This window comes from Variovorax sp. EBFNA2, assembly GCF_033802765.1.
GTDB classification, from domain to species: Bacteria; Pseudomonadota; Gammaproteobacteria; order Burkholderiales; family Burkholderiaceae_C; genus Variovorax; species Variovorax paradoxus_H.
On the sequence record NZ_CP138496.1, the window covers coordinates 5,630,346 to 5,652,089 of the forward strand.

At 69.2% G+C, this 21,744-nt stretch carries 20 protein-coding genes; 13 read left to right on the forward strand and 7 right to left on the reverse strand.

The annotated features are described in order from the left end of the window. Positions 1 to 168: 168 nt before the first annotated feature. Genes RZE79_RS26485 through RZE79_RS26495 form a run of 3 tightly spaced genes read right to left on the reverse strand, consistent with a single transcriptional unit; the run spans position 169 to position 4,368 of the window. On the reverse strand, positions 169 to 1,809 hold the full coding sequence (locus RZE79_RS26485; RefSeq protein WP_319357512.1) for a 3-(methylthio)propionyl-CoA ligase: 1,641 nt from the start codon (positions 1,807 to 1,809) through the stop codon (positions 169 to 171). 45 nt (positions 1,810 to 1,854) lie between these two features. Continuing rightward, the gene (locus tag RZE79_RS26490; RefSeq protein ID WP_319357513.1) at positions 1,855 to 3,069 is read right to left on the reverse strand and encodes an ABC transporter substrate-binding protein; all 1,215 of its coding nucleotides are present in this window, start codon (positions 3,067 to 3,069) and stop codon (positions 1,855 to 1,857) included. A 60-nt stretch (positions 3,070 to 3,129) separates the two neighbouring features. After that, positions 3,130 to 4,368, reverse strand: a complete 1,239-nt coding sequence (locus RZE79_RS26495; protein ID WP_319357514.1) for an ABC transporter substrate-binding protein — start codon at positions 4,366 to 4,368, stop codon at positions 3,130 to 3,132. A 241-nt stretch (positions 4,369 to 4,609) separates the two neighbouring features. On the opposite strand from RZE79_RS26495, the gene RZE79_RS26500 reads away from it, so the two are divergent. From RZE79_RS26500 to RZE79_RS26540, 9 genes are all read left to right on the forward strand, one after another. After that, complete coding sequence (locus tag RZE79_RS26500) at positions 4,610 to 5,797, forward strand: acyl-CoA dehydrogenase family protein (RefSeq protein WP_319357515.1); 1,188 nt, start codon at positions 4,610 to 4,612, stop codon at positions 5,795 to 5,797. A gap of 21 nt (positions 5,798 to 5,818) precedes the next feature. Next, the gene (locus RZE79_RS26505; RefSeq protein ID WP_319357516.1) at positions 5,819 to 6,913 is read left to right on the forward strand and encodes an acyl-CoA dehydrogenase family protein; all 1,095 of its coding nucleotides are present in this window, start codon (positions 5,819 to 5,821) and stop codon (positions 6,911 to 6,913) included. Positions 6,914 to 6,924: 11 nt separating this feature from the next. Continuing rightward, positions 6,925 to 8,136: a CoA transferase gene (locus tag RZE79_RS26510; RefSeq protein WP_319357517.1), complete on the forward strand. Its 1,212-nt coding sequence runs from the start codon at positions 6,925 to 6,927 to the stop codon at positions 8,134 to 8,136. 2 nt (positions 8,137 to 8,138) lie between these two features. Beyond that, a complete protein-coding gene (locus RZE79_RS26515; RefSeq protein WP_319361302.1) occupies positions 8,139 to 8,810 on the forward strand; it encodes a nitroreductase in 672 nt (223 codons plus the stop codon). Between the two features lie 14 nt (positions 8,811 to 8,824). Next, on the forward strand, positions 8,825 to 9,355 hold the full coding sequence (locus tag RZE79_RS26520; protein ID WP_319357518.1) for a hypothetical protein: 531 nt from the start codon (positions 8,825 to 8,827) through the stop codon (positions 9,353 to 9,355). A 178-nt stretch (positions 9,356 to 9,533) separates the two neighbouring features. After that, on the forward strand, positions 9,534 to 9,983 hold the full coding sequence (locus RZE79_RS26525) for a hypothetical protein (protein ID WP_319357519.1): 450 nt from the start codon (positions 9,534 to 9,536) through the stop codon (positions 9,981 to 9,983). 41 nt (positions 9,984 to 10,024) lie between these two features. Then, positions 10,025 to 11,011, forward strand: a complete 987-nt coding sequence (locus RZE79_RS26530) for a tripartite tricarboxylate transporter substrate binding protein (protein ID WP_319357520.1) — start codon at positions 10,025 to 10,027, stop codon at positions 11,009 to 11,011. Between the two features lie 11 nt (positions 11,012 to 11,022). Next, the gene (locus RZE79_RS26535) at positions 11,023 to 12,003 is read left to right on the forward strand and encodes a tripartite tricarboxylate transporter substrate binding protein (protein ID WP_319357521.1); all 981 of its coding nucleotides are present in this window, start codon (positions 11,023 to 11,025) and stop codon (positions 12,001 to 12,003) included. Positions 12,004 to 12,006: 3 nt separating this feature from the next. Beyond that, positions 12,007 to 13,218 carry a CoA transferase gene (locus RZE79_RS26540; RefSeq protein WP_319357522.1) on the forward strand — a complete coding sequence of 404 codons (1,212 nt, stop codon included), beginning with the start codon at positions 12,007 to 12,009 and terminating at the stop codon, positions 13,216 to 13,218. 3 nt (positions 13,219 to 13,221) lie between these two features. On the opposite strand, the gene RZE79_RS26545 is transcribed toward RZE79_RS26540, so the two are convergent. From RZE79_RS26545 to RZE79_RS26555, 3 genes are read right to left on the reverse strand one after another with little or no spacing between them, the layout of a single operon-like run. After that, on the reverse strand, positions 13,222 to 14,208 hold the full coding sequence (locus RZE79_RS26545) for a tripartite tricarboxylate transporter substrate binding protein (RefSeq protein ID WP_319357523.1): 987 nt from the start codon (positions 14,206 to 14,208) through the stop codon (positions 13,222 to 13,224). Positions 14,209 to 14,252: 44 nt separating this feature from the next. Continuing rightward, a complete protein-coding gene (locus RZE79_RS26550; RefSeq protein WP_319357524.1) occupies positions 14,253 to 16,373 on the reverse strand; it encodes an acetate--CoA ligase family protein in 2,121 nt (706 codons plus the stop codon). A 47-nt stretch (positions 16,374 to 16,420) separates the two neighbouring features. Beyond that, positions 16,421 to 17,413, reverse strand: a complete 993-nt coding sequence (locus RZE79_RS26555) for a tripartite tricarboxylate transporter substrate binding protein (RefSeq protein ID WP_319357525.1) — start codon at positions 17,411 to 17,413, stop codon at positions 16,421 to 16,423. Between the two features lie 200 nt (positions 17,414 to 17,613). Between RZE79_RS26555 and RZE79_RS26560 the strand changes: the two genes are divergently transcribed. The 4 genes from RZE79_RS26560 (at position 17,614) to RZE79_RS26575 (ending at position 21,450) form a co-directional block, all read left to right on the forward strand. Continuing rightward, positions 17,614 to 19,167: a long-chain fatty acid--CoA ligase gene (locus RZE79_RS26560; protein WP_319357526.1), complete on the forward strand. Its 1,554-nt coding sequence runs from the start codon at positions 17,614 to 17,616 to the stop codon at positions 19,165 to 19,167. Positions 19,168 to 19,260: 93 nt separating this feature from the next. Beyond that, positions 19,261 to 19,626 carry a hypothetical protein gene (locus tag RZE79_RS26565; RefSeq protein ID WP_319357527.1) on the forward strand — a complete coding sequence of 122 codons (366 nt, stop codon included), beginning with the start codon at positions 19,261 to 19,263 and terminating at the stop codon, positions 19,624 to 19,626. Between the two features lie 19 nt (positions 19,627 to 19,645). After that, positions 19,646 to 20,461, forward strand: coding sequence for an AraC family transcriptional regulator (locus RZE79_RS26570; RefSeq protein WP_319357528.1), 816 nt, complete (start codon positions 19,646 to 19,648; stop codon positions 20,459 to 20,461). Positions 20,462 to 20,496: 35 nt separating this feature from the next. Beyond that, positions 20,497 to 21,450 (forward strand): DMT family transporter, encoded by a 954-nt coding sequence (locus RZE79_RS26575; protein WP_319357529.1) that lies wholly within the window; start codon positions 20,497 to 20,499, stop codon positions 21,448 to 21,450. Between the two features lie 21 nt (positions 21,451 to 21,471). Here the strand turns inward: RZE79_RS26575 and RZE79_RS26580 are convergent, their stop codons facing one another. After that, positions 21,472 to 21,732 carry a hypothetical protein gene (locus RZE79_RS26580; RefSeq protein ID WP_319357530.1) on the reverse strand — a complete coding sequence of 87 codons (261 nt, stop codon included), beginning with the start codon at positions 21,730 to 21,732 and terminating at the stop codon, positions 21,472 to 21,474. Positions 21,733 to 21,744 lie beyond the last annotated feature (12 nt).

Below are 21,744 nucleotides of genomic sequence, written 5' to 3' on the forward strand. Positions count from 1 at the left end.
CGCAGGGGCCTTGGAAAAAGGAGCGCGGAAGGTAAATAGTGCCGGGCGAAATACCGGCCTGCTCAATCAGTGGGCAACGTGGTGCGAACCCGCGCCAATGCTCGTTCTGTGGGTCAGCCTCCTCAGGCAACCCACAGAGTTATGCACAGAAAAACCTAACAACTGTCATCAAGTTGACTTGGCTGCAACGTAGCCCTTGAACTGCTCGCGCAGCTTGGTCTTCAGCAGCTTGCCGGTGGCTGTATGCGGCAGGCTGTCGACGAAAGCCACGTCGTCGGGCAGCCACCACTTGGCCACGCGCTGCGAAAGAAAAGTGAGCAGTTCCTCGCCCGTGACCTCCGCACCCGCGCGCTTCACCACGATGAGCAGCGGCCGCTCCTGCCACTTCGGATGCGCGATGCCGATCACCGCGGCCTCGGCCACGGCCGGGTGCGCGCTGGCGGCGTTCTCCAGGTCGATCGACGAGATCCACTCGCCGCCCGACTTGATGACGTCCTTCGCGCGGTCGACCAGCTGCACATAACCGTCGGCATCGATGTTGGCCACGTCGCCGGTCGGAAAGAAGCCCTCGGCATCGAGCACCTCGCCGCCTTCGCTGCGGAAGTAACCGCTCGCAATCCACGGACCGCGCACATGCAGGTGACCGAAGGCCACGCCGTCGTGCGGCAGGCGCTGGCCGTTCTCGTCGACGATCTTGAGCTCCACGCCCCATACGCCGCGGCCCTGGCGCATCTTGACGGTGGTCTGCTCTTCTTTCGGGAGCGCGAGGTGCTTGGGCAGCAGGTTGCCGATCACGCCGATGGGGCTGGTCTCTGTCATGCCCCAGCCTTGCACGAAGTCGGCGTTGAAGTCGCGCTCGAAGCGTTCGATCATGGCGCGCGGCGTGGCGGCACCGCCGACGCCGATGCGCTTCAGGCCGATGGCGCGGGTGTCGATTTCGGGGTGGGCATCGAAGTACTGGAACAGCATGAGCCACACGGTGGGCACCGCCTGCGAGAAGCTCACCTTCTCGTCGCGCATGAGTTCGTACAGGCTCTGGCCGTCCATGTGCGGGCCGGGCATGACGAGCTTGGCGCCCACCATCGCCGCCGAGTACGGCATGCCCCAGGCGTTGGCGTGGAACATCGGCACGGCGAGCATCAGCGTCATCTGCGAGCACACGCCGAAGGTGTCGGGCGCGCATTCCATCAGCGAATGCAGCACGGTGGAGCGGTGCGAATACAGCACGCCCTTGGGGTTGCCCGTGGTGCCCGAGGTGTAGCAAAGCGACGAGGCGGTGCGCTCGTCGAACTCGGGCCAGGTGTAGTCCTCGCTCTGCGCGCCGATGAGTTCGTCGTAGCACAGCAGGTTGGGCACGTCGATGGCCGGCATGTGCGCGCGGTCGGTCATGGCGACGAAGGCGCGCACGCTCGTGAGCTTGGGTGCGAGCTTCTCCACCAGCGGCGCGAAGCTGGTGTCGAAGAACAGCACCTTGTCTTCGGCGTGGTTGACGATGTAGTCGATCTGCTCCGGAAAGAGCCGCGGGTTCACGGTGTGCAGCACCGCGCCCGAACCCGACACGCCGTAGTACAGCGCCAGGTGCCGGTGGGTGTTCCACGCCAGCGTGCCCACGCGGTCGCCGGGCGCCACGCCCAGCACCTTCATCGCATTGGCCACCTGCTTGGAACGCAACTGCACCTGGCGGTAATTGGTGCGGTGCACCGGACCTTCGACGGTGCGACCGACGATCTCGGCGTGGGGGTGGAAGGTGGCCGCGTGATCGATCAGCGACGAGATCAGCAGCGGGCGGTCCTGCATCAGTCCGAACATGGTGTGTGTCTCCTGTGGGTTCTTTTGAGCGTGCTTCTCGGAAGGCTACTTCACGGCGATCGAATCACCCATGGGCTCGAACTCCTTGCCGTTGAACTGCACCAGCTGCAGCGTGTTGAACGGAAAGTAGTCGGTGTTCGAGGTGTTCAGCGCAATGCCCGGCAGCAGCATGCCGGTGCGTATGTTCTTCAGCGTGGTGGCCTGCTTGAGAAGGTTCTCGCGCGTGAGGTTGTCGCCCGAGGCCTTGAGCACGGTCTCCATGGCCTGCGCCACGCCGTAGCCGTACACGCCGGCGGCGTTGTTCACGTCTTCGTTGGGTGCGTACTTCTTCATGAAGGCCAGGAACTCCTGCGTGGCCGGGTCGTTGGCCCAGCGCGGCTGCGCGGCGTCCTTGAAGAAGGCCATGGCCATGATGCCCTTCGACTTCTCCAGGCCCGCGGGCTCCAGCGTCATCTTCACGTAGGCCGACACGTAGGTGAGGTACTGCTGCTTGGGCCTCCAGTTGATGTCCCACGCTTTGCGGATGGCCTGCGCCGCAAAGCGCGCGGTGGCGAAGTTGACGAACACATTGGCACCCGATGACTGCAGCTTGATGATCTGCGAATCGACCGTCGGGTCGGCCACCTCGAACGAGGCCTCGGCCACCACCATCGAGGCCTTGTCGCCCAGGCCCTTCTTCAGGCCCTTGAGCAGGTCCTTGCCGAAGTCGTCGTTCTGGTAGAGCACGGCGATCTTCGCGTTGGGCATCGTCTTCAGGATGTTCTTTGCGTAGAGGCTGCCCTCGCCTTCGTAGCTGGGCATGTAGGGCGTGGTCCAGGGGTAGGTCTTGGGGTCGTTGAAGCGGTCGGCGCCCACGCCCAGGAACAGGTGCGGCACCTTCTTGGCGTTCATGTAGCGCTGGATCGCGGCATTGGAGGCCGAGCCCAGGTTGCCGTACACGGCCAGCACTTCATCTTGCTCGACCAGCTTGCGCACCACCTCGGTGGTGCGCGGCGGCGTGTACTGGTCGTCGTAGCTGATGAGCGTGACCTTGCGGCCATTGATGCCGCCCTTGTCGTTCACCATCCTGAAGTACGCCTCGTTGACCTTGCCGACGATGCCGTACGACGACACGGGGCCGCTGTAGGGCATGGCCATGCCGAGCTTGATCTCGGTGTCGGATGCGCCGGTGTCGTACTTCTTCTGCGCAAAGGCCGCGCCGGCGGTGAACAGGAGGGCCGCGCCGCCCAGGGCGGCGGCCAGTCGAACGATGGAGGTCATGGAAGCTTCAGTGGAAAAACGAAAAGGGAGACATCAGGAACGAGGCGATCAATCAATCGATCAATCGCCGAGCACCTTGCCGAAGGGCTCGTAGCGCGTGCCGTTGAACCGCACCAGCTGCATGCGCTCGATCGGGTAGAAGTCCGTCGGCGAGGTCTTCACGTCGATGCCCGGGTAGAGCATCGGCGGGCTGTACTGCAGGTTGGCGGCCACCTTCATGATGTTGGCGCGCGTGAGGTCGTCGCCCGCCTTGCGCAGCACCTGCTCCAGCGTCTGCGCCGACGAGTAGCCCAGTACGTTGAGCGAGTCGCTCAGGTCGCCCGAGGGGTAGTACTTGCTGAACCAGGTCTTGTAGTCCTCGTACTCCTTCGAGCCCTTCCACATGTCGTCGGCCGGGTCACGCAAGTAGGTGGCCGAGATCACGCCCACCGCGTTCTCGGGGCCGGCCGGCTTGATCACCGCCGACACCGACACCGACACGCTCGACAAATACTGCGTGGGCTTCCAGCCGATGTCGGCCGCCTTGCGGATCGCCTGCGCCGCGAACTTGGGCGTGGTGATGCTGAAGAAGGTGTCGGCGCCCGAGGCCTTCAGGTTGACCATCTGGCTGTCGATGGTCGGGTCGGTCACCTCGTAGGTCGACTGCGCCACGATCATCGTCTTGGCCTTGTCGCCGAGCGCTTCGAGAAAGCCCTTCAGAAAGTCCTTGCCGAAGTCGTCGTTCTGCATGAGCACGGCGATCTTCGCGTTGGGCTTCGTGCTCAGGATGTGCTGCGCGTAGATCTTGCCTTCGGTCTGGTACGTGGGCTGCCAGCCCATGGTCCAGGGAAAGGCCTTCGGGTCGCCGAAGCGCGTGGCGCCCGTGGCCACGAACAGCTGCGGCACCTTCTTGGCGTTCATGTAGCGCTGGATCGCGAGGTTGTGCGCCGTGCCCAGCGGGCCGAAGAGCACCAGCACCTCGTCTTGTTCGACCAGCTTGCGCGCCTGCTCCACCGTCTTCGAGGGGTTGTAGGCATCGTCCAGCGAGATGAACGTGACCTTGCGGCCGTTGATGCCGCCCTCGGCATTGAGCTTGGCGAAGTAGCCCGCCGCCGCCTTGCCGATGGTGCCGTAGGCCGAGACCGGGCCCGAGTACGGAACGATGTGGCCGATCTTGATTTCGGTGTCGCTCGCGCCCGGGTCGTAGCGCTTCTGGGCCTGCGCCGGGAAGGCGGCGGCCAGGCAGAGCGTGGCCGCGAGGCCCGCGCCGAGCAGGCGGCGGCGCGACCCGAGGCGGGCAGAAAAGAGGGAACGTGTCATGGTGTTGTCTCCGTCGTTCTTGTGAAAAAGAAGCTGCCGGCCGCGGGCCTCTCACCAGACTTCATCGGACGTCATCGGACCTCGTGCGGCGTTCGGGCTGGATGGTAGGCAGCGCCCCCTGCGCGTCACATCGTCGGAACGGACGATTGAGAGCGCCCGAGGGTTGCCCCTAGCATGAGCCTCGACACGGAGACAACACGCACCGCCGCGCAACGCGGCGGGCACCGAAGGCAAGCACCGCATGGACCTCACGCTCAATCCCCGCTACGAAGCCTTTCGCGACGCGCTGCGCGCGTTCCTCGCCACGCACGGCCACCGCTCGGCCTTCGCGCGCACCGCCGAACGCCCCGACGCCGACGCGCTTGCGTGGCAGCGTTTGCTGCTGGACCACGGTTATGCGGGCCGCACGGTGCCGCGTGAGTACGGGGGCCACGGTGCCGCGCCCGACGTGATGGAGGCGCACCTCATCACCGAAGAGTTCGCGCGCGCCGGCGCGGCGCCGCCGCTGGGCAACCAGGGCATCTCGATGCTGGTGCCCACCCTGCTCGAGCTGGGCACCGAGGCGCAGCGGCGCGAGTGGATCGGCCCCACGCTGCGCGGCGAGGTGGTCTGGTGCCAGGGCTACTCCGAACCCGGCGCGGGCTCCGACCTCGCCTCGCTGCAGACGCGCGCCACGGAAGACGGTGGCGACTTCGTCATCAACGGCCAGAAGATCTGGACCTCGACCGCCCATGTGGCCGACATGATCTTCTGCCTCGTGCGCACCGAGCCCGGCGCCGCGAAGCATGCGGGCATCAGCTACCTGCTGTTCTCGATGAAGACGCCCGGCATCGAGGTGCGCCCGCTGAAGACGATGACCGGCCACGCCGAGTTCAACGAGGTCTTCTTCACCGATGTGCGCGTGCCGCAGCACCAGATCGTGGGCCAGCGCGGCGAAGGCTGGAAGGTGGCCAACGCCACGCTCAAACACGAGCGCGGCTCGCTCGGCAACCCCAACCTCACGACCCAGCGCTACCAGGAACTCGCCACGCTGATGCAGGCCGAAACCGTCGACGGATCGCGCCTCATCGACCAGCCCGTGCTGCGCGACCGCCTGATGCGGCTGCAGGGCCAGGTGCTGGCGCAGAAGTGCCACGGCCTGCGGCTGCTCACGGCCGCGGCCAACGGCGAAGACCCGGGCCTGGCCGCGCTGGTCGTGAAGCTGCAGGGCTGCGAGCTGCGCCACCAGCTGGCCGCGCTCGCCATCGACGCGCTGGGCGAACTGGGCCTGCTGATGCCCGGCAGCGCGCACGTGCGCGCGCAGGCACTCTGGCAGGAGCGCTACATGTTCGACCTGGGTTTGATCATCGGCGGCGGCACCGCGCAGATCCAGAAAAACATCATCGCGGAACGCGGGCTCGACATGCCGCGCGAACCGCGTCTTGCCTGATCGGCTGGAAGGAACTGCTCCATGGAATTCGCCCTCTCCGCCGACCAGAAGCTGCTGCAGGACAGCCTGCGCCGCGCCCTCGAACGCGCCTGCCCGCTCGATCGCGTGCGCCGCGTCGCGGCCGACGACCTGCCGCTAGACCGCGAGGTCTGGCGCACGCTGTGCGAGGTCGGCGTGCCGGCTTTGCTCGTGCCCGAGGCCTTCGGCGGGCTCGACCTCTCGCTGCTCGACGCCGCGCTGGCCGCCGAAGAACTGGGTCGCCATGTCGCGCCCACGCCGTTTCTCGGCACCGCCGTGCTCGCACCGCTGGCGCTGCGCGAAGCCGGCAGCGCCGCACAGCAAGATGAATGGCTGCCGCGCCTGGCCGCCGGCGAATGCATCGCCGGCGTGGCCATCGCCGAGGCCGTGGCCGGCGCGCGCGATGGTGCGGGCGTGACGGCCCACGTCGACGGCATGCTCGACGGCAGCGCGCTCTTCGTGCTCGACGCGGGCGCGGCCGATGTGTTCATCGTCGCGGACCGCGCGGGCGGCTTGCACCTCGTGCGCGCCGATGCACAAGGCCTCACGCGCGGCGCGCTGCGCAGCATCGACGCCACGCGCCCGCTCGGCGAACTGCACTTCGCACAGGTGAAGGCCGAGCGACTGCCCAACGCCAGCCCCGTCACGCTCGCGCGCCTGCGCAGCGCAGGCTGGGCGCTGCTCGCCGCCGACACGCTTGGCGCGGGCGAAGCCATGATCGGCCAGGCCGTGGCCTACGCCAAGGAGCGCCGCCAGTTCGGCCGCGTGATCGGTTCCTTCCAGGCCGTGAAGCACCTGTGCGCCGAGATGGCCGCCGGGCTGGAACCCGGCCGCGCGCTCGTCTGGTACGCGGCCCACGCCTTCGACGCACTGCCCGACGAAGCCGCGCTGCTCGCCGCACACGCCAAGTCGCACCTGAGCGAAACCGGCACCTTCGTCGCCCGCACCGCCACCGAGGTGCATGGCGGCATGGGCATCACCGACCTGCTGGGCCTGCACTACTGGTTCAAGCGCATCGGCTTCAACCGCCAGCTGCTCGGCGGACCCGAGCGCGTGCGCCACCTCGCCGCCGAAATGCAGGGCCTTGTCGCCGCATGACCTCCCCATCCATGACCCAGACCACTGCCCCCGCCCCCCGCATGCTCGAAGGCCTGCGCATCGTCGACCTCACCACGGTGATCTTCGGCCCCTACTGCACGCAGATCCTTGCGGACCTCGGCGCCGAGGTGGTCAAGGTCGAGCCGCCCGAGGGCGACAGCATCCGCATCATCGGCACGCCGCCCGTCACGCCGCTGATGAGCCCCGTGCACTTGCGCCTGAACCGCGGCAAACGCTCCGTCGTCTGGGACCTGAAGAGCGAGGACGGCCGCGCCGCGATGCGCCGCCTCATCGAGACCAGCGACATCTTCATCCACAACGTGCGCAGCGACGCCATCGCGCGCGCCGGCCTGTCGTATGACGAAGTGCGCGCCATCCGCCCCGACATCGTCTACGTGCACTGCACCGGCTTCGACCAGCGCGGGCCGTATGCCGCGCTGCAGGCCTACGACGACATCATCCAGGCCGCGTCGGGCATTGCCTCATTGCCGCCCAAGGTCGACGGCAACCCGCAGCCGCGCTACGTGCCCATGACCATGGCCGACAAGGTCTCGGGCCTGCACGCGGCGTACGCCGTGCTCGCCGCCGTGGTGCACCGGCTGCGCACCGGCGAGGGCCAGCAGGTGGAGGTTCCGATGTTTGAATCGCTCGCCAGCTTCAACCTCGTGGAGCACCTGTGCGACAAGACCTTCGTGCCGCCCACCGGCCCCGCGCTGTACCCGCGCCAGATCGACCCCATGCGCCAGCCCATGCGCACGCGCGACGGCTACATCGCCATTGCGCCCTACCTGGACGACCGCTGGCTGCGCTTCTTCGAGGCCACCGGCCACCCCGAGGTGCTGGAGGCGACCGAGCTCGCCGACAAGGCCCTGCGCCGCAAGCACATGAGCCGCATGTACGAGGCTGCCGCCGCGATCCTGCCGGAGCGCACCACGGCCGAGTGGCTCGACATATTGAAGAAGGCCAACGTGCCCGCGATGCGCGTGAATGACATCGCCGACCTGCCCGACGACCCGCAGCTGCAGGCCGCCGGCCTTTTCCGACAGCGCACGCACCCGACCGAAGGCGCGTATCTTGAGGTGCGCCCACCGGTGCGCTTCTCGGGCTATGCCTACGCCGACCTGTCGCATGCCGCGACACCCGGCCAGCACAGCGCCGAAGTGGCGCGCGAACTGGGCGTGACCCTGACGACCTCTCTTCCCCGGAGCCACACCTCACCATGAGCATGACTGTCTACGACGCCGTCGCGAGCCGCCGCTCGGTGCGCGAATTTCTCGACCGCCCCGTACCGCCCGACGCCATCCGCCGCGTGCTGCAGGCCGCGCTGCGTGCGCCCTCGGGCGGCAACCTGCAACCGTGGCACCTGCATGTGGTGGGCGGCGAACGGCTGAACGACCTCAAGGCCCTCATGCGCACCCGCGTGCAGGAAACGCCCGGCGGCGAAGGCAGCGAGTACGACATCTACCCGCGCGAGTTGGTGGCACCGTACCGCGACCGCCGCTTCGCCGTGGGTGAAGCGATGTACGCGCGGCTGGGCATTCCGCGCGAGGACAAGGCCGCCCGCCTGAAATGGTTTGCGCGCAACTTCCAGTTCTTCGGCGCACCGCTCGCACTCTTCTGCACCGTCGACCGCCGCATGGGCCCGCCGCAGTGGTCCGACCTGGGAATGATGTTGCAGAACGTGATGCTGCTGCTGCGCGCCGAGGGCCTGGACAGCTGCCCGCAGGAATGCTGGGCCATCTACCCGCAGACCATCGGCCGCTTCATCGACCTGCCGCCCGAACGCATGCTGTTCACCGGCATGGCCATCGGCTACGCCGACCGAGACAAGCCCATCGACGCCCTCGAAACCGAGCGCGCGCCACTCGCCGACGTGGCCGAGTTCATCGGTATCTAAGAAAGCACCCGCAGATGGACGATTGGGAAAGCGCCTGGGCGCCGATGGTGGCGCGCGTGGGCGAAGACTTTGCGAACGGCGTGATCCGCTGGGGCGCCGACGTGATCGAGGCCGGCGCCGTGCGTCGCTATGTCGAGGTGCTGGAGTTCGACTGCCCGCTGCACCACGGGCCCGACGCGGTCGCGCCATCGACCAGCCTCGCCAGCCTCACGCTGCCGCCGATGTGGGCCCCGGGCCAGCCGCCCGTGTTCACCAGCGACGCACGCAACGCCGAGCCCGAGCGCAGCCCGCTCAAGGGCACGCGCCCCGAAGGCATGCCGCCCACCACCGCCTACATGGCGACCGACTACGAGGTCGACTACCTGCAACCCGCGCGCCTGGACGACCGCCTGGGCCGGCGCGGCAACCGGCTCGTGCGCTGCGAACCCAAGGCGACCAAGGTAGGGCGCGGCGCGTTCACGACGTGGGAGTACGACATCGTGAACCAGCGCGAAGAGGTGGTGGCCCGCTGCCGCTTCGGCATGTACCACTACCTGCCGCACTAGCGAACAAGCATCCGATTCGGTGCGGCCTCCCGCACCGGCGCGCCGCCTCCCGTGCACAGGGCACTGGGTGCTTCCCGCAGCGAAATCAAGGAGGAGGCCGCAGGCCGGGGGACATTCGCGGAGGGAAGTGCCCGGTGGCCTGTGCGCGCGCCCTGAACAAAGAAAGCAGAGCAACAAGATGAACTGGCAAGAACAACGCCGCTGGAACGAAGTCAACGAGGGCGACACCCTGACCCCCGTGCCCTTCCCCCTCACCGTCTACCGCCTCGTGATGGCCGCCGGTGCCAACCGCGACTTCAACGCGATCCACCACAACACCGAGCACGCCCAATCGACCGGCGCCCCCGAGATGTACGCCAACGTGATGCTGCTGCAGGGCATGTGGGAGCGTGCCATTCGCGAGTACATCGGCACGGCAGGCGTGCTGCATGCCATCCGCGGCTTTCGCATGAAGTCGTTCAACACGGCGGGCGACACCGTCACCGTGCGCGGCCAGGTCGAACGCAAATGGATCGACGACAGCGCCGACACCGCGCATCGCCACCGCCTCGACCTGCGTCTGTGGAGCGAGAACCGCCACGGCGTGTCGGTCGGCCCCGGCCTCGCCGTCGTGAGCCTGCCGCTCTGACATCGCACCCAGACAGAAAAACCATCGGAGACAAGACAGACATGCACCGCAGCAGATTCACCCGCCGCCACGCCCTCGCGCTGGCAGCCGCCCTGGCCGCCGGCAGTGCCTTCGCGCAACAGCCAACGACCGCGTGGCCCGACAAACCCCTCCGCCTGATCGTCCCCTACGCGGCCGGCGGCGGCACCGACGTGTTCGCGCGCATCGTCGCCGAGGGCCTGGGCAAGCGGCTCGGCCAGAGCGTCATCGTCGACAACCGCCCTGGCGGCAACGGACAGATCGGCATCACCGCCGTGCAGCGCGCACCGGCCGACGGCTACACCGTGCTGTTCTCGCTGACCTCGATCATCCAGAACCCCCTGCTGTACCCCAACGCCGGCTTCGATCCGTTCAAGGACTTCGTGCCCGTCTCGGAGGCGGGCCGTCTGCCCATCGTCTTCACCGTGAGCAACAAGCTCGGCGTCGAAACGCTCGACGGCTTCGTCAAGCTCGCGCGCGCCGCACCCGGCAAATACTCGTACGGCTCCTACGGCAACGGATCGAGCGCGCACCTCTACGCCGAAGTGCTGCAGGACGCTGCGGGCATCCAGTTGCTGCACGTGCCCTACAAGGGCGAAGCGCCGGCCATCACCGACCTGCTCGGCGGCACCGTCGATGCCGTGTTCGTCTCGGCCAAGGGCGTGGGCCCGCACGTCGCGGCCGGCAAGGTGAAGTCGATCGCCGTGGTCGGCACCGCACGCGCACCGCTCGCGGCCGGCGTGCCCACCTTCAAGGAGCAGGGCTTCGCCGGCATGGAGTCGGTCGGCTGGTTCGGCATCTACCTGCCCGCGGGCACACCGCAGCCCATCGCGCAGCGCCTCTCGACCGAAGTGGCGCAGGTGGTGCAAATCCCCGAGCAGGCCGCGCGCATCGAAGGCCTGGGCGTGATCCCGGTCGGTAGCACGCCCGCGCAGCTCACCGCCACCATGCGCGCGGACCACGCGCGCTGGAAGCAGGTGATCCAGGCCAAGAACATCAAGCTCGATTGAAGCAATCCGTCATGACACGTCTTTCCTCCACGCTCGGCCTCGCACTCGCTGCCCTGTTCGCCCTGCCCGCCGCCGCGCAACAAGCACCCGCCGACTACCCCTCGCAACCCGTCACGCTCGTCGTGCCCTTCCCCGCCGGCGGCATCACCGACAACATGGCGCGGCTGGTCGCGCAGGAACTCGGCACCGCCTGGGGCAAGCCCGTCGTCGTCGACAACCGCGTGGGCGCCAGCGGCACCATCGGCGCCGCCGCTGTCGCGCGCGCCCCGAAAGACGGCCACACCGCCCTCTTCACCATCACCACGCACGTGCAGATGCCCGCGCTGCAACGCAAGCTCTCGTACGACGCGGTGAAAGACTTCGCGGCCGTGTCGCAGATCGGCATCTCGACCTCGGCATTGGTCGTGACGCCCGACGTGCCCGCGAAAACGCTGGCCGCACTCGTCACGCTGCTCAAGGCCGAGCCCGGCAAGTATTCGTACGGCTCGACCGGCGTCGCGACCACCTCGCACATCTACGGCGAGCTGTTCAAGAAAGAAGCGGGCGTCGACATGCCACACGTGCCCTACAAGGGCGCGGCCCCCATGGTGACCGACCTGCTCGGCGGCCACATCCGCGTGGCCGTGCTCGACACCGGCACCGCCCTGCCCCACCTGCAAAGCGGCAAGCTGCGCGCGCTGGCGGCACTGGGCACGCAGCGCTCGGCCACGCTGCCGCAGGTGGCGACCTTCCAGCAGGCGGGCTACGCGGGCTTCGAGCCCTATGCGTGGATTGCGCTCTTCCTGCCGGCCGGCACGCCGCAGCCGCGCGTGGACAAGATGTCGAAGGCCGTCGCCGCCATCGTCGCCAAGCCCGAGGTGCAAAAGAAGATGCGCGACATGAACATCGAACCCGTGGGCAGCACGGCCGCCGAGTTTTCCGTGGTGCTGCGCCAGGACGCCGACACCTGGAAGCGCGTGATCGACAAGACCGGCATCCGCCTGGAGGACTGACCGATGACGTCCCCTCCGCTTTTTCGCAGCGCCCTCGAAGGCGTCAAGGTGCTCGACCTCTCGTCGGTGGTGCTCGGCCCGCTGGCCAGCCAGATGCTGGCCGACATGGGCGCCGACGTCATCAAGGTCGAGGCGCCGCAAGGCGACCTGGCCCGCTCGGTCGGGCCAGCGCGCCACAAGGGCATGTCGTCGCTGTACCTGTCGTGCAACCGGAACAAGCGCAGCCTCGTGCTCGACCTGAAGCAACCCGCCGCGCGCGAGGTGCTCGACACGCTGGTGCGCGGCAGCGACGTGCTCGTGCATTCGGTGCGCACCGACGCAGCGGCGCGCATCGGCATCGACGCGGCGCGGCTGTTGGAGCTCAACCCGCGCCTCGTGAGCGCGCACGTCAAGGGCTTCTCGGACGAGGGGCCGTATGCGGGCCTGCCGGCCTTCGACGACATCATCCAGGCCGCGTCGGGCCTGGCGCATCTGCAATCGATCTACACCGGCGAGCCGCGCTACATACCCGCGCTCGTCGCCGACAAGACCACCGCGCTGTACGCGGCCTACGCCATCGTCACCGCGCTCTTCCACCGCGAACGCAGCGGCCAGGGGCAGGCCATCGACGTGCCGATGTTCGAGACCATGACCGCCTTCAACATGGTGGAGCACCTGTGGGGCCACACCTTCCAGCCCCCCATCGACGACATGGTGTACGGCTCGATCCGCTCCGGCGTGCGCAAGCCCTTTCGCACGGCCGACGGCTACATTGCGCTGGTGCCCTACACCGACGCACAGTGGCTGCGCTTCTTCGAGGTGGTGGGTCGGCCCGAGCTGCGCGAGGACGAACGCTTTGCCACGCTGGCCGCGCGCGTGCGCAACCACACGGTGGTGTTCGGCGAACTCGAACGCGCGACCGGCGCGCGCACCACGGCCGAATGGGTCGCGGCGTTCCGCCAGGCCGACATTCCGGCGATGCCGATCCAGACGCTGCAGCAGCTGCCCGACGATCCGCAGCTGAAAGCCAGCGGCCTGTGGCACGACGCCGAGCACCCGACCGAAGGCACGCTGCGCTTTCCCGGCGTGCCGTTCACGCTGTCGGCCACGCCGGGCGGCGTGCAACGGCTTGCGCCGTCGCTGGGGGAGCACACGGATGAGGTGTTGGAAGAGTTCGGATTCGAACGCGCGGCGGTCGATGCGTTGGTGACCGCCGGCGTGGTGGCGCGGGCCTGAGGCCTATTCGAGCTTCAGGTTCATGTCCTTGATCAGCCGCGACCACAGCAGGTTCTCGCGTCTGACGGCCGCCATCAACTCACCCGGCCCTTCACCCGAAGGCTCCAACCCCAGCCCGATCATGCGTTCCTGCAGATCAGGCTGCGCCACGGCCTTTCGCACCGCACCGGCCAGCTTGTCGATGGCCGGCTGTGGCGTGCCCGTCGGCGCGAAGAAGCCCCAGAAGCCGCCGTGCTCGTAGCCCTTGAAGCCCTGCTCGGTGAAGGTGGGAATCTGCGGCGCGAGCGGCATGCGGCGCGTGCCGAACACGCCGAGCAATTTCGCGCGGCCCGACTTCGCATGCGGCAGCGCCTCGCCCATGGTGACGAAGCCGCCCTGCACCTGGCCGCCGAGGATGTCGATCATCAGCGGCGCGCCGCCCTTGTAGGGCACGTGTGTCATCTGCAGGCCTTCGTCGCGCATCAGCTTCTCGCCGTAGAGGTGGCCCGACGAGCCCTGCCCGGCCGAGCCGAAGCTCAGCTTGCCGGGCTGCGCCTTGGCCATGGCGACGAACTCGCGCATGCTCTTGGCGGGCACGCCCTCGCCCACCGCGAACACGAGCAGGCCGTAGTTCGACAGCGACACGGGCGCGAAGTCCTTGAACACGTCGTAGCCGGGCTTGGCCATCAGCAACGGCGCGAGCACGAAGGAGTTGACGGCGAACAGCAGCGTGTGACCATCGGCCGGTGCCTTGGCCACGAAGGATGCGGCAATGGCGCCGTTGGCGCCCGGCTTCGGGTCGATGAGCACCGGCTGGCCCAGCGGCTTGGCGATGCGTTCGCCGATGGTGCGCGCGATGCCGTCGACCAGCCCACCGGCCGCCGACGACACGATGATCTTGATCGGCTGGGTCGGATAGGCGTCGGCCGCCTGCGCCTTCGGCAGGGCCCCGAGCGCGGGGGCCAGCAGTCCGCTCGCGCCCCATTGCGCGAATCGACGTCGTTGCAGCATGAAGATGTCTCCTGTTGGTTTTCTTGCAGAGGAAGGAAAGCGGTTCAGCCGGCTGCGCCCCACACGGCCAGCGCATCGAGCGCCTCGACCGTGCGGCCGTCCACCCGCAGCGGGTTGACTTCGAGCGAAACCAGCTCGGGGCCGAGTGCGAGCGCGGCGTTGCCGATGGCAGCCACGGCTTCGGCGATGGCGTCGCGGTCGGCCGCGGGCGCGCCGCGCCAGCCGTCGAGCAGGCGCGCACCGCGCAGCTCGGCCAGCATGTCCTTCACCTCGGCGGGCGTCACGGGCAGAAGGCGCAGGCTGGTGTCGCGCAGCGCCTCGACCCAGATGCCGCCAAGCCCTACGGCGAGCGCCGGGCCCCACTGCGGATCGCGCACGGTGCCGACGAACAGCTCGAGCCCGCCTTGGCGCATGGGCGCGACGAGGATGCCGTCGATCTCGGCCTCGGGCCGTGCCGCGCGCACGCGCGCATCCATCGCCAGCCAGGCCGCGCGCACTGCGTCGGCGCCCTGCAGGTTGAGCGCCACGCCGCCGACCTCGGTCTTGTGCGCGATCTGCGCCGAGGCGATCTTCAGCACGACCGGGCCGCCGAGCTCATCGGCGAAGCGCGCGGCCTCGTCGGCGCTGCGTGACAGCCGCACGGGCACCACGGGCACGCCGCGCTGCGAGAGCCACTCGAGTGTCTCGCGCTCCGAGCGCAAGGGCTGCGTGGGTGGCGTCGCCGGCACGGCAGCAGCGACACCTTGCGCGTGTTGCCGCCGACGCAGCGTTTCAGACCAGCGCTGCACCGCACCCGCCGCGCTCATCGCGTGGTGAATGCCGCAGGCGATGTGGCGGACGCCGGTCTCGGCGATGAGCTCGCGCGACCGCTCGCTCACCTGCATCACGTAGTGGCTGCAGACGATGGCGGGCACCGGGCTGGCGGCCAGACCGCGTGCCACCTGCGCGAGCACGGCGCGGTTGAGCGGCGTGTCGTTGGCCGGTGCGTTGGGCACGTCGGCCACGACGATGGCGGCGCCCAGCGCGGGATCGCGCACCAGCGCTTCGAGCGCGTTGCCGAACAGCTCGGGCTGCAGCATGGCCGCGCCGGTCACGTCCAGCGGGTTCTGCGGCGTGCCGTAGCCTGGCAGCACTTCGCGCAGCGCAGCCTCGGTGGTGGGCGCGAGGGGCGTGAGCACCAGGCCTTCTTCTTCGGCGCGCTCGGCAAAGATCTCGCACATGCCGCCCGACATCGACACCGCCGCGAGCCCGCCGGCCGCGAAGGGCCCGGTCATGCTGGCGAAGGCGGCGGTGAACACCAGGTCTTCGATGGAGCGCACGCGCATCAGGCCCAGGCGCTGGCACATGGCGTCGAACACGCGGTCGTCGCCCACCAGCGAGCCGGTGTGGGCCTGCGCGGCCTGCGCGGTGATCTCGCTGCTGCCCATCTTCAGCACCACGATGGGCTTGGCCACGGCCAGCGCGCGCTCGGCCGCGGCGGCAAAGCGCTGCGGGTCGCGTACGGTCTCGGCGAACACGGCAATGGAACGCGTGTGCTCGTCGTCCACCAGGTAGTCGATGACCTCGGCGATGTCGATGTCCGACTCGTTGCCTGTCGACACCATGCGGCTCAGGCCGATGCCGTGCACCTGCGCCATGAACGAGAGCTGCCCCGCGAGCGCGCCGCTTTGCGACACAATGCCCAGCGTGCCCGCCGGCAGCGGCTCGCGCAGCGAAGCGGTCCACACGGCCGAGCGGTCGACGTAGTTGACGAAGCCCAGGCAGTTGGGTCCGAGGATGCGCAGGCCGCGCGCTCGCGCCTTGGCCGTGAGCTGGTGCTGGCGCTCGCGGCCTTCCTCGCCGGCCTCGGCGAAGCCCGAGCTCAGCAGCACCGCGTTGCCGATGCCCGCGCGCTGCAGGTCGGCCAGCGCGTCGTCGAGCGCATCGGCCGGCACCATGAGCAGTGCCGTGTCGACCGGCTCGCCGATGGCCTCGGCCGACGTGGCCGCCGCGATGCCGTGGAAGCTGCCGCCGCGCCGGTTGACCGGGTAGAGCTTGCCCGCGTAACCCAGCGTGCGCAGGCTGGCGAGCGCCGCGTTGGACCACACCGAGCGCTCGGTGGCGCCGACGAAGGCGATGGCCTTCGGGTGGAGAAAGCAGTGCAGAGAAGAGGAAGAAGAAGTCATGGCAGGAAAGAAGGGAGGTCTCGTTCTCGGGAAGGGCTTCGTCGACTTCAGTCGTCGAGCTTGATGCGCAGGTCGCTCACGAAGCGCTTCTCGTCGGCATAGGTCTTGTGCGCCCAGGCCGTGTACGCGGGGCTGTCCATGTAGAACCTGACGTAGTCGTTCAGGTCGAGCGTGCGCACGAACTCGGGATCGTCGACCGCCTTGCGGAAGGCCTCCTGCAGCGCCTGCACCACCTTCGGGTCCATGCCGCGCGGGCCGGCGATGCCCCACGAGCCGTTGGCCACCACGTCGTAGCCCAGCTCCTTCACGGTCGGCACGTTCAGCCGCGTGGGCGAGCGTGCCTCGTTGAAGGTGGCCAGCAGGCGCACGCGCCCGCCCGCCACGGCGGCGCCGAAGCCGGCCTCGGAGACCGCGTCCACATGGCCGCCCATGAGCGCGTTGTACAGCTCGGCCGCGCCCTTGAAGGGAATGAAGTTGAACTTCACGCCGGCCAGCGCCGCCAGCCGCTCCATCGACACGTGCGAGGTGCCGCCGCGTCCCGTGGTGCCATACGACACCTCGCCCGGCTTGGCCTTGGCCGCGGCCAGCAGCGCGTTCAGGTCTTTCCACGGCGCGTCCTGGCGCACCGTGATGCCCAGCGTGGCGGCCGTCACGTTGGCCACGTAGGTGAAGTCGGTGGCCGGGTCGTAGCTCACCTTCTGCAGGTGCGGCAGGCGGTAGAGCGAACTCAGCATGAGCGACAGCGTGTAGCCGTCGGGCGCGGCCTTGCGCGCCATGGTGGTCGGCGCCAGCGTGGCGGCCACGCCGGGCTGGTTGAGGATCACGATCTGCTGCTTCAGCTCGCGCGAGGCCGCCAGGGCCAGCGCGCGCGCCTGCACGTCGGTGGCGCCGCCCGCGGGGTAGGGCACCAGCAGCGTGATCGGTTGCTTGCCGAACAGGCCCTGGGCGCGGGCCATGAAGGGCAGCGCGGTGCCGGCGGCGGCAAGCGCGGCGCCGCCCAGCAGGCGGCGGCGGGAGGGATCTGTGAAGAAAGAAGTCATGGCGCGTCTCCGGTCGGTCGTTCGGTCGAACAGTCGTTGTGCGGAGATGGTCGCGCGCTGCCTTTCCCCGGTCACCGTCGCTTCCGACGACTTTGGCCGCCACGGCGCTTTCGATCCCGTCGCTTCCGACGATGCCGGCGCGGCGCGGCCCTTCCATACTCGGCGCACAACAACGAACCGACCGACGGAGACCGCAGTTCATGGACCTCACCCAGCCCCTGCACAAAGCGATACAGGAACGCCCCGGCGCCACCGCCCTCGTGTGCGGCGAACGCCGCAGCACCTTCGCCCAGTTCGTCGACCGCGTGGCGCGGCTCGCGGCCGTGCTGCAGTCGCTCGGCCTGCAGCCTGGCGACCGCGTGGGCCTGCTGGCGCTGAACTCCGACCGCTACGTGGAGTACCTCTACGCCACGTGGTGGGCGGGCGGCGTGATCAACCCCGTCAACATTCGCTGGAGCGCGCGCGAGGTCGCGTACTCGCTGGACGACTGCGACACGCGCATCCTGCTGTCCGACGCGCACTTCGGCGCCGTGGCGCAGCAGCAGCGCGAACTGTCGCGTTCGCTGAAGACGCTGGTGCACTTCGGCGACGGCCCCGCGCCCGACGGCATGGCCAATGCCGAGGCGCTCATGGCGCAGGCGCAGCCCGTGCCCGACGCGCGGCGCGGCGGCGCCGACCTGGCCGCCGTGATGTACACCGGCGGCACCACCGGCCTGCCCAAGGGCGTGATGCTCACGCACGGCAACCTGTACAGCGGCCAGCTCTCGGCCAACATGGCCGCCACGCGCCCCGCCGAGGCCGTGGGCCTGAACATGGCGCCCATGTTCCACGTCGGTGGCGCCGGCCTCACGCTGCAGCTGATGATGCGGCTGTGCACGCAGGTCATCATTCCGACCTTCGACGAAGTGAAGGTGCTGGAAGCCATACAGAACGAGCGCGCCAGCGAGACCTTCATGGTGCCCACGATGCTCAAGCGGCTCATCGAGCACCCGCGCTTTGCGGAGTTCGACACCACGCCGCTGCAGCTGGTGCTGTATGGCGCCGCGCCCATCGACGATGCGTTGCTGCTGCAGGCCATCGACAAGCTGCCGCGCGCGGGCTTCTGCCAGCTCTACGGCATGACCGAGCTGTCGCCCGTGGTCACCGTGCTGCCCACGTGGTGCCACCACCCCGAGCAGCCGGCCGCGCGCCGCCGCTCGGCCGGGCGGCCCGTGCCCATCGCCGAAGTGCGCATCGTCGATGCCGAAGGCCGCCCCGTGCCCAACGGCACCGTCGGCGAGATTGCCGCGCGCGGACCGATGGTGATGGCCGGCTACTGGAACAAGCCCGAACAAACGGCTGAAGTGCTGCGCGATGGCTGGATGCACACCGGCGACGGCGGCGTGATGGACGCCGACGGTTTCGTCTACGTGGTCGACCGGCTCAAGGACATGATCGTGAGCGGCGGCGAGAACATCTACTCGGCCGAGGTCGAGAACGCCATCACCCAGCTGCCGCAGGTTTCGATGTGTGCCGTGGTCGGCGTGCCCGACGACCAGTGGGGCGAGCGCGTGCATGCCGTGGTCGTGCTGCGCGCCGGCGAAGCCCTGAGCGCCGAGGCGCTGGTGGCGCACTGCAAGACGCTGATCGCCGGCTACAAGTGCCCGCGCAGCGTGGAGTTTCGCGCCGAGATTCCGCTGTCGCCGGCGGGGAAGATGCTCAAGTACAAGCTGCGCGAGCCGCACTGGGAAGGGCGCGCGCGCAAGGTGGGGTGACGCGCCGGCGGGTGTGCGCGGATGTGTGCGGGTGTGTTTCACCTGCTTGGGGTATGGTGGCGGGCTGCCACCTGCACCTGCACCTACTGCGACATGCCCCGCCGCCTCCTCGCTCTCGCCCTGCCCTGCTTTCTGCTCCTTGGCCTGTCGCCCGCGTTTGCGAACGGCAGCCTGCAGTGCGACGGCCGGCCCTACGCGGTCGAGATCCAGTTCAGCCTCTCGACCGGCCAGCTGACCGAACTCATCGTCGCGCGCACCGGCCCCGGCACCGAAGGCAGCGAGCGCTTCACGCTGCAGCAGCGCTTCGTCGACCACCGCCAGCAGCTCATGCGCGTGCGCGGCACCGGCCTCGAACGCCCGCAGGTGGCCGTGGCGCTGCGCGTGGCCGGCGCGACCGGCACGCTCAGTTACCGCGGCGCGCAGTACGAGCTGCGCTGCAGCTGGACCGCGCTGGGCTGAGCGACCCTTCACGCTTTCCATGCCGCAAGACCGCACCCTTCTCTATGCCGGGCGCGGGTTCGAGGTAGCGCATGTGCGCCTGCATGCGCCGCAGGGGCCGGCGTGGAGCGACCTGTACACCGTGGCCTCGCCGCGCGTCGTCTTCCCCATCGGTCGCACGCGGCTCGACGTGCGCTCGGGCGACCACATCTGGCTGACCGACGCGCTCACCGCCATCCGCTTCGGCGATGCCACCGCCTACCGGCTGCGACCCGAGACCGCGGCCGTGCGGCACAGCCTCGTGGTCAGCGGCCACGCATCGGTCGGCCCGGCCCACGGCGCCAGCGCGGCGGGCGTGAGCGTCTGCCTGCTGACGCCGCAGGCGCTGTACCGCATGCACGCGGCACGGCGCCAACTGCCGGACACCGACAGCGCACAGGCCGCGACCCTGGTGGCCGCGCTCGTCGCCGAGCTGGGCAGCGCGCCGCATCAGGCGCCCTGGCACGGCGCCGTCGCGCGTGCACGGCAACTGCTGCTGTCCGAAGGCAGCGGTGCGGGCGCGCGGCATCTCTCGCTGGACGAACTGGCCGAGGCCGTGTCGCGCTCGCCCTTTCACCTGGCGCGCCGCTTCCGCCAGCAGACCGGCCTGAGCCTGCACCAGTACCGCCAGCACCTGCGGCTGGCGTCGGCGATGGAGCGGCTGGCCGACGGCGAGCGCGACCTCGCCGGCCTCGCGCACGACCTGGGCTATTGCAGCCAGAGCCATCTGGGCGCCGTGTTCCGGCGTGCCGTCGGCGTCACCCTCGGCGACGCCCGCCGCGTGCTCGGACCGGCCGGCGCAGGCGCACGAATCTGATAGCTTTCGCGCCGACCGGGCCACAGACTGGCCCGATGACGACATCGCCTCGCGCCCTCTGGATCGGCGCACTCGCCGCGCTGGCCGCGGCCCTCATCGGCAGCGCCTGGCAGCTGCTGTCGCGCCACGGCGTGACCGCCACCGCGCTCGGGCCGATGGACCTCGCCCTGCTGCGCTACGGCATTCCCGCGCTGCTGCTCAGCCCCTTGTGGCTGCGCGGCAGGCTCGTGCCGCCGGGGGCATCGCCCGGCGCGCTCGTGCTGCTCGTCGTCGGCGGCGGCCTGCCCTTCGGCCTGCTGGTGCTGGCCGGCGCGCAGTGGGCGCCCGCCAGCCACATGGGCATCTTCATGGCCGGCAGCCTGCCGCTCTTCACCGCGCTGGGCGCGTGGATCTACCGGGGCGAGCGCGTGCAGGGCCTGCGCCTGCTCGGGCTGGCCGGCATCGCCGTCGGCATGGCGGTGTTCGCGGCGGGCAGCTTCGGCGAGGGCTTGCGGCAACAGCACTGGCGCGGCGACCTGCTCTTTCTGCTGGCGGCCCTGCTGTGGACCGTCTACTCCCTCGCCTTCGGCCGCTGCGGCATGAGCGCCTGGCAGGGCGCGGCCTTCGTCAACGGCGCATCGACCCTGCTGCTGTTGCCGCTGCTCTGGCTCGCTGGCCCGCCGCAACTGTTCGCCGCGCCATGGACCGACATCGCGATGCAGGCCGCAGGCCAAGGCGTGGTCGCCGGTCTGCTCGGGCTGGTGGTCTACGGCGTCGCGATCACGCGGCTGGGCGCCGCCCGCGCCGCGCTGTCGTCCGCGCTCGTGCCCGTGCTGACCACGCTCGGCGCGGCATGGTGGATGAACGAGCCCGTCACTCGCCCCGCGCTGCTGGCGCTGTCGTTCGTGGTGCCCGGCGTCGTGCTCGCGAGCGGTGCGCTGCGGTGGCGGGTGCCGGGGCCCCGCGACGGCGAGCGCAAGACGCCGGAGCAGAATGCGACGGCGCCGTGATGTGCTGTAGCGCTCAGTGCGCTAACGGCACAGATCGGCTGCTGCGGCGTTCAGTTGCGCGATGAAGTCGGGCAGCGGAATGCGCGGGCCCAGGCTTCCGTCTTTTGCGGGGAACGCAACGCAGAGCTGGTCCCGGCCTTCCTCGCGATCGAGCAGCAACAAGAACTGGCCATCGAAACTCAGTTCCGCGACGAGGTGCTCATGCGCCGTGTCGCTCAGGATGGTCGTTTCCCATTTCTCGTTTTTCATGTCTGCTCTGCGGATGAAAGATGACGACGCCATGGGCGACGGGTT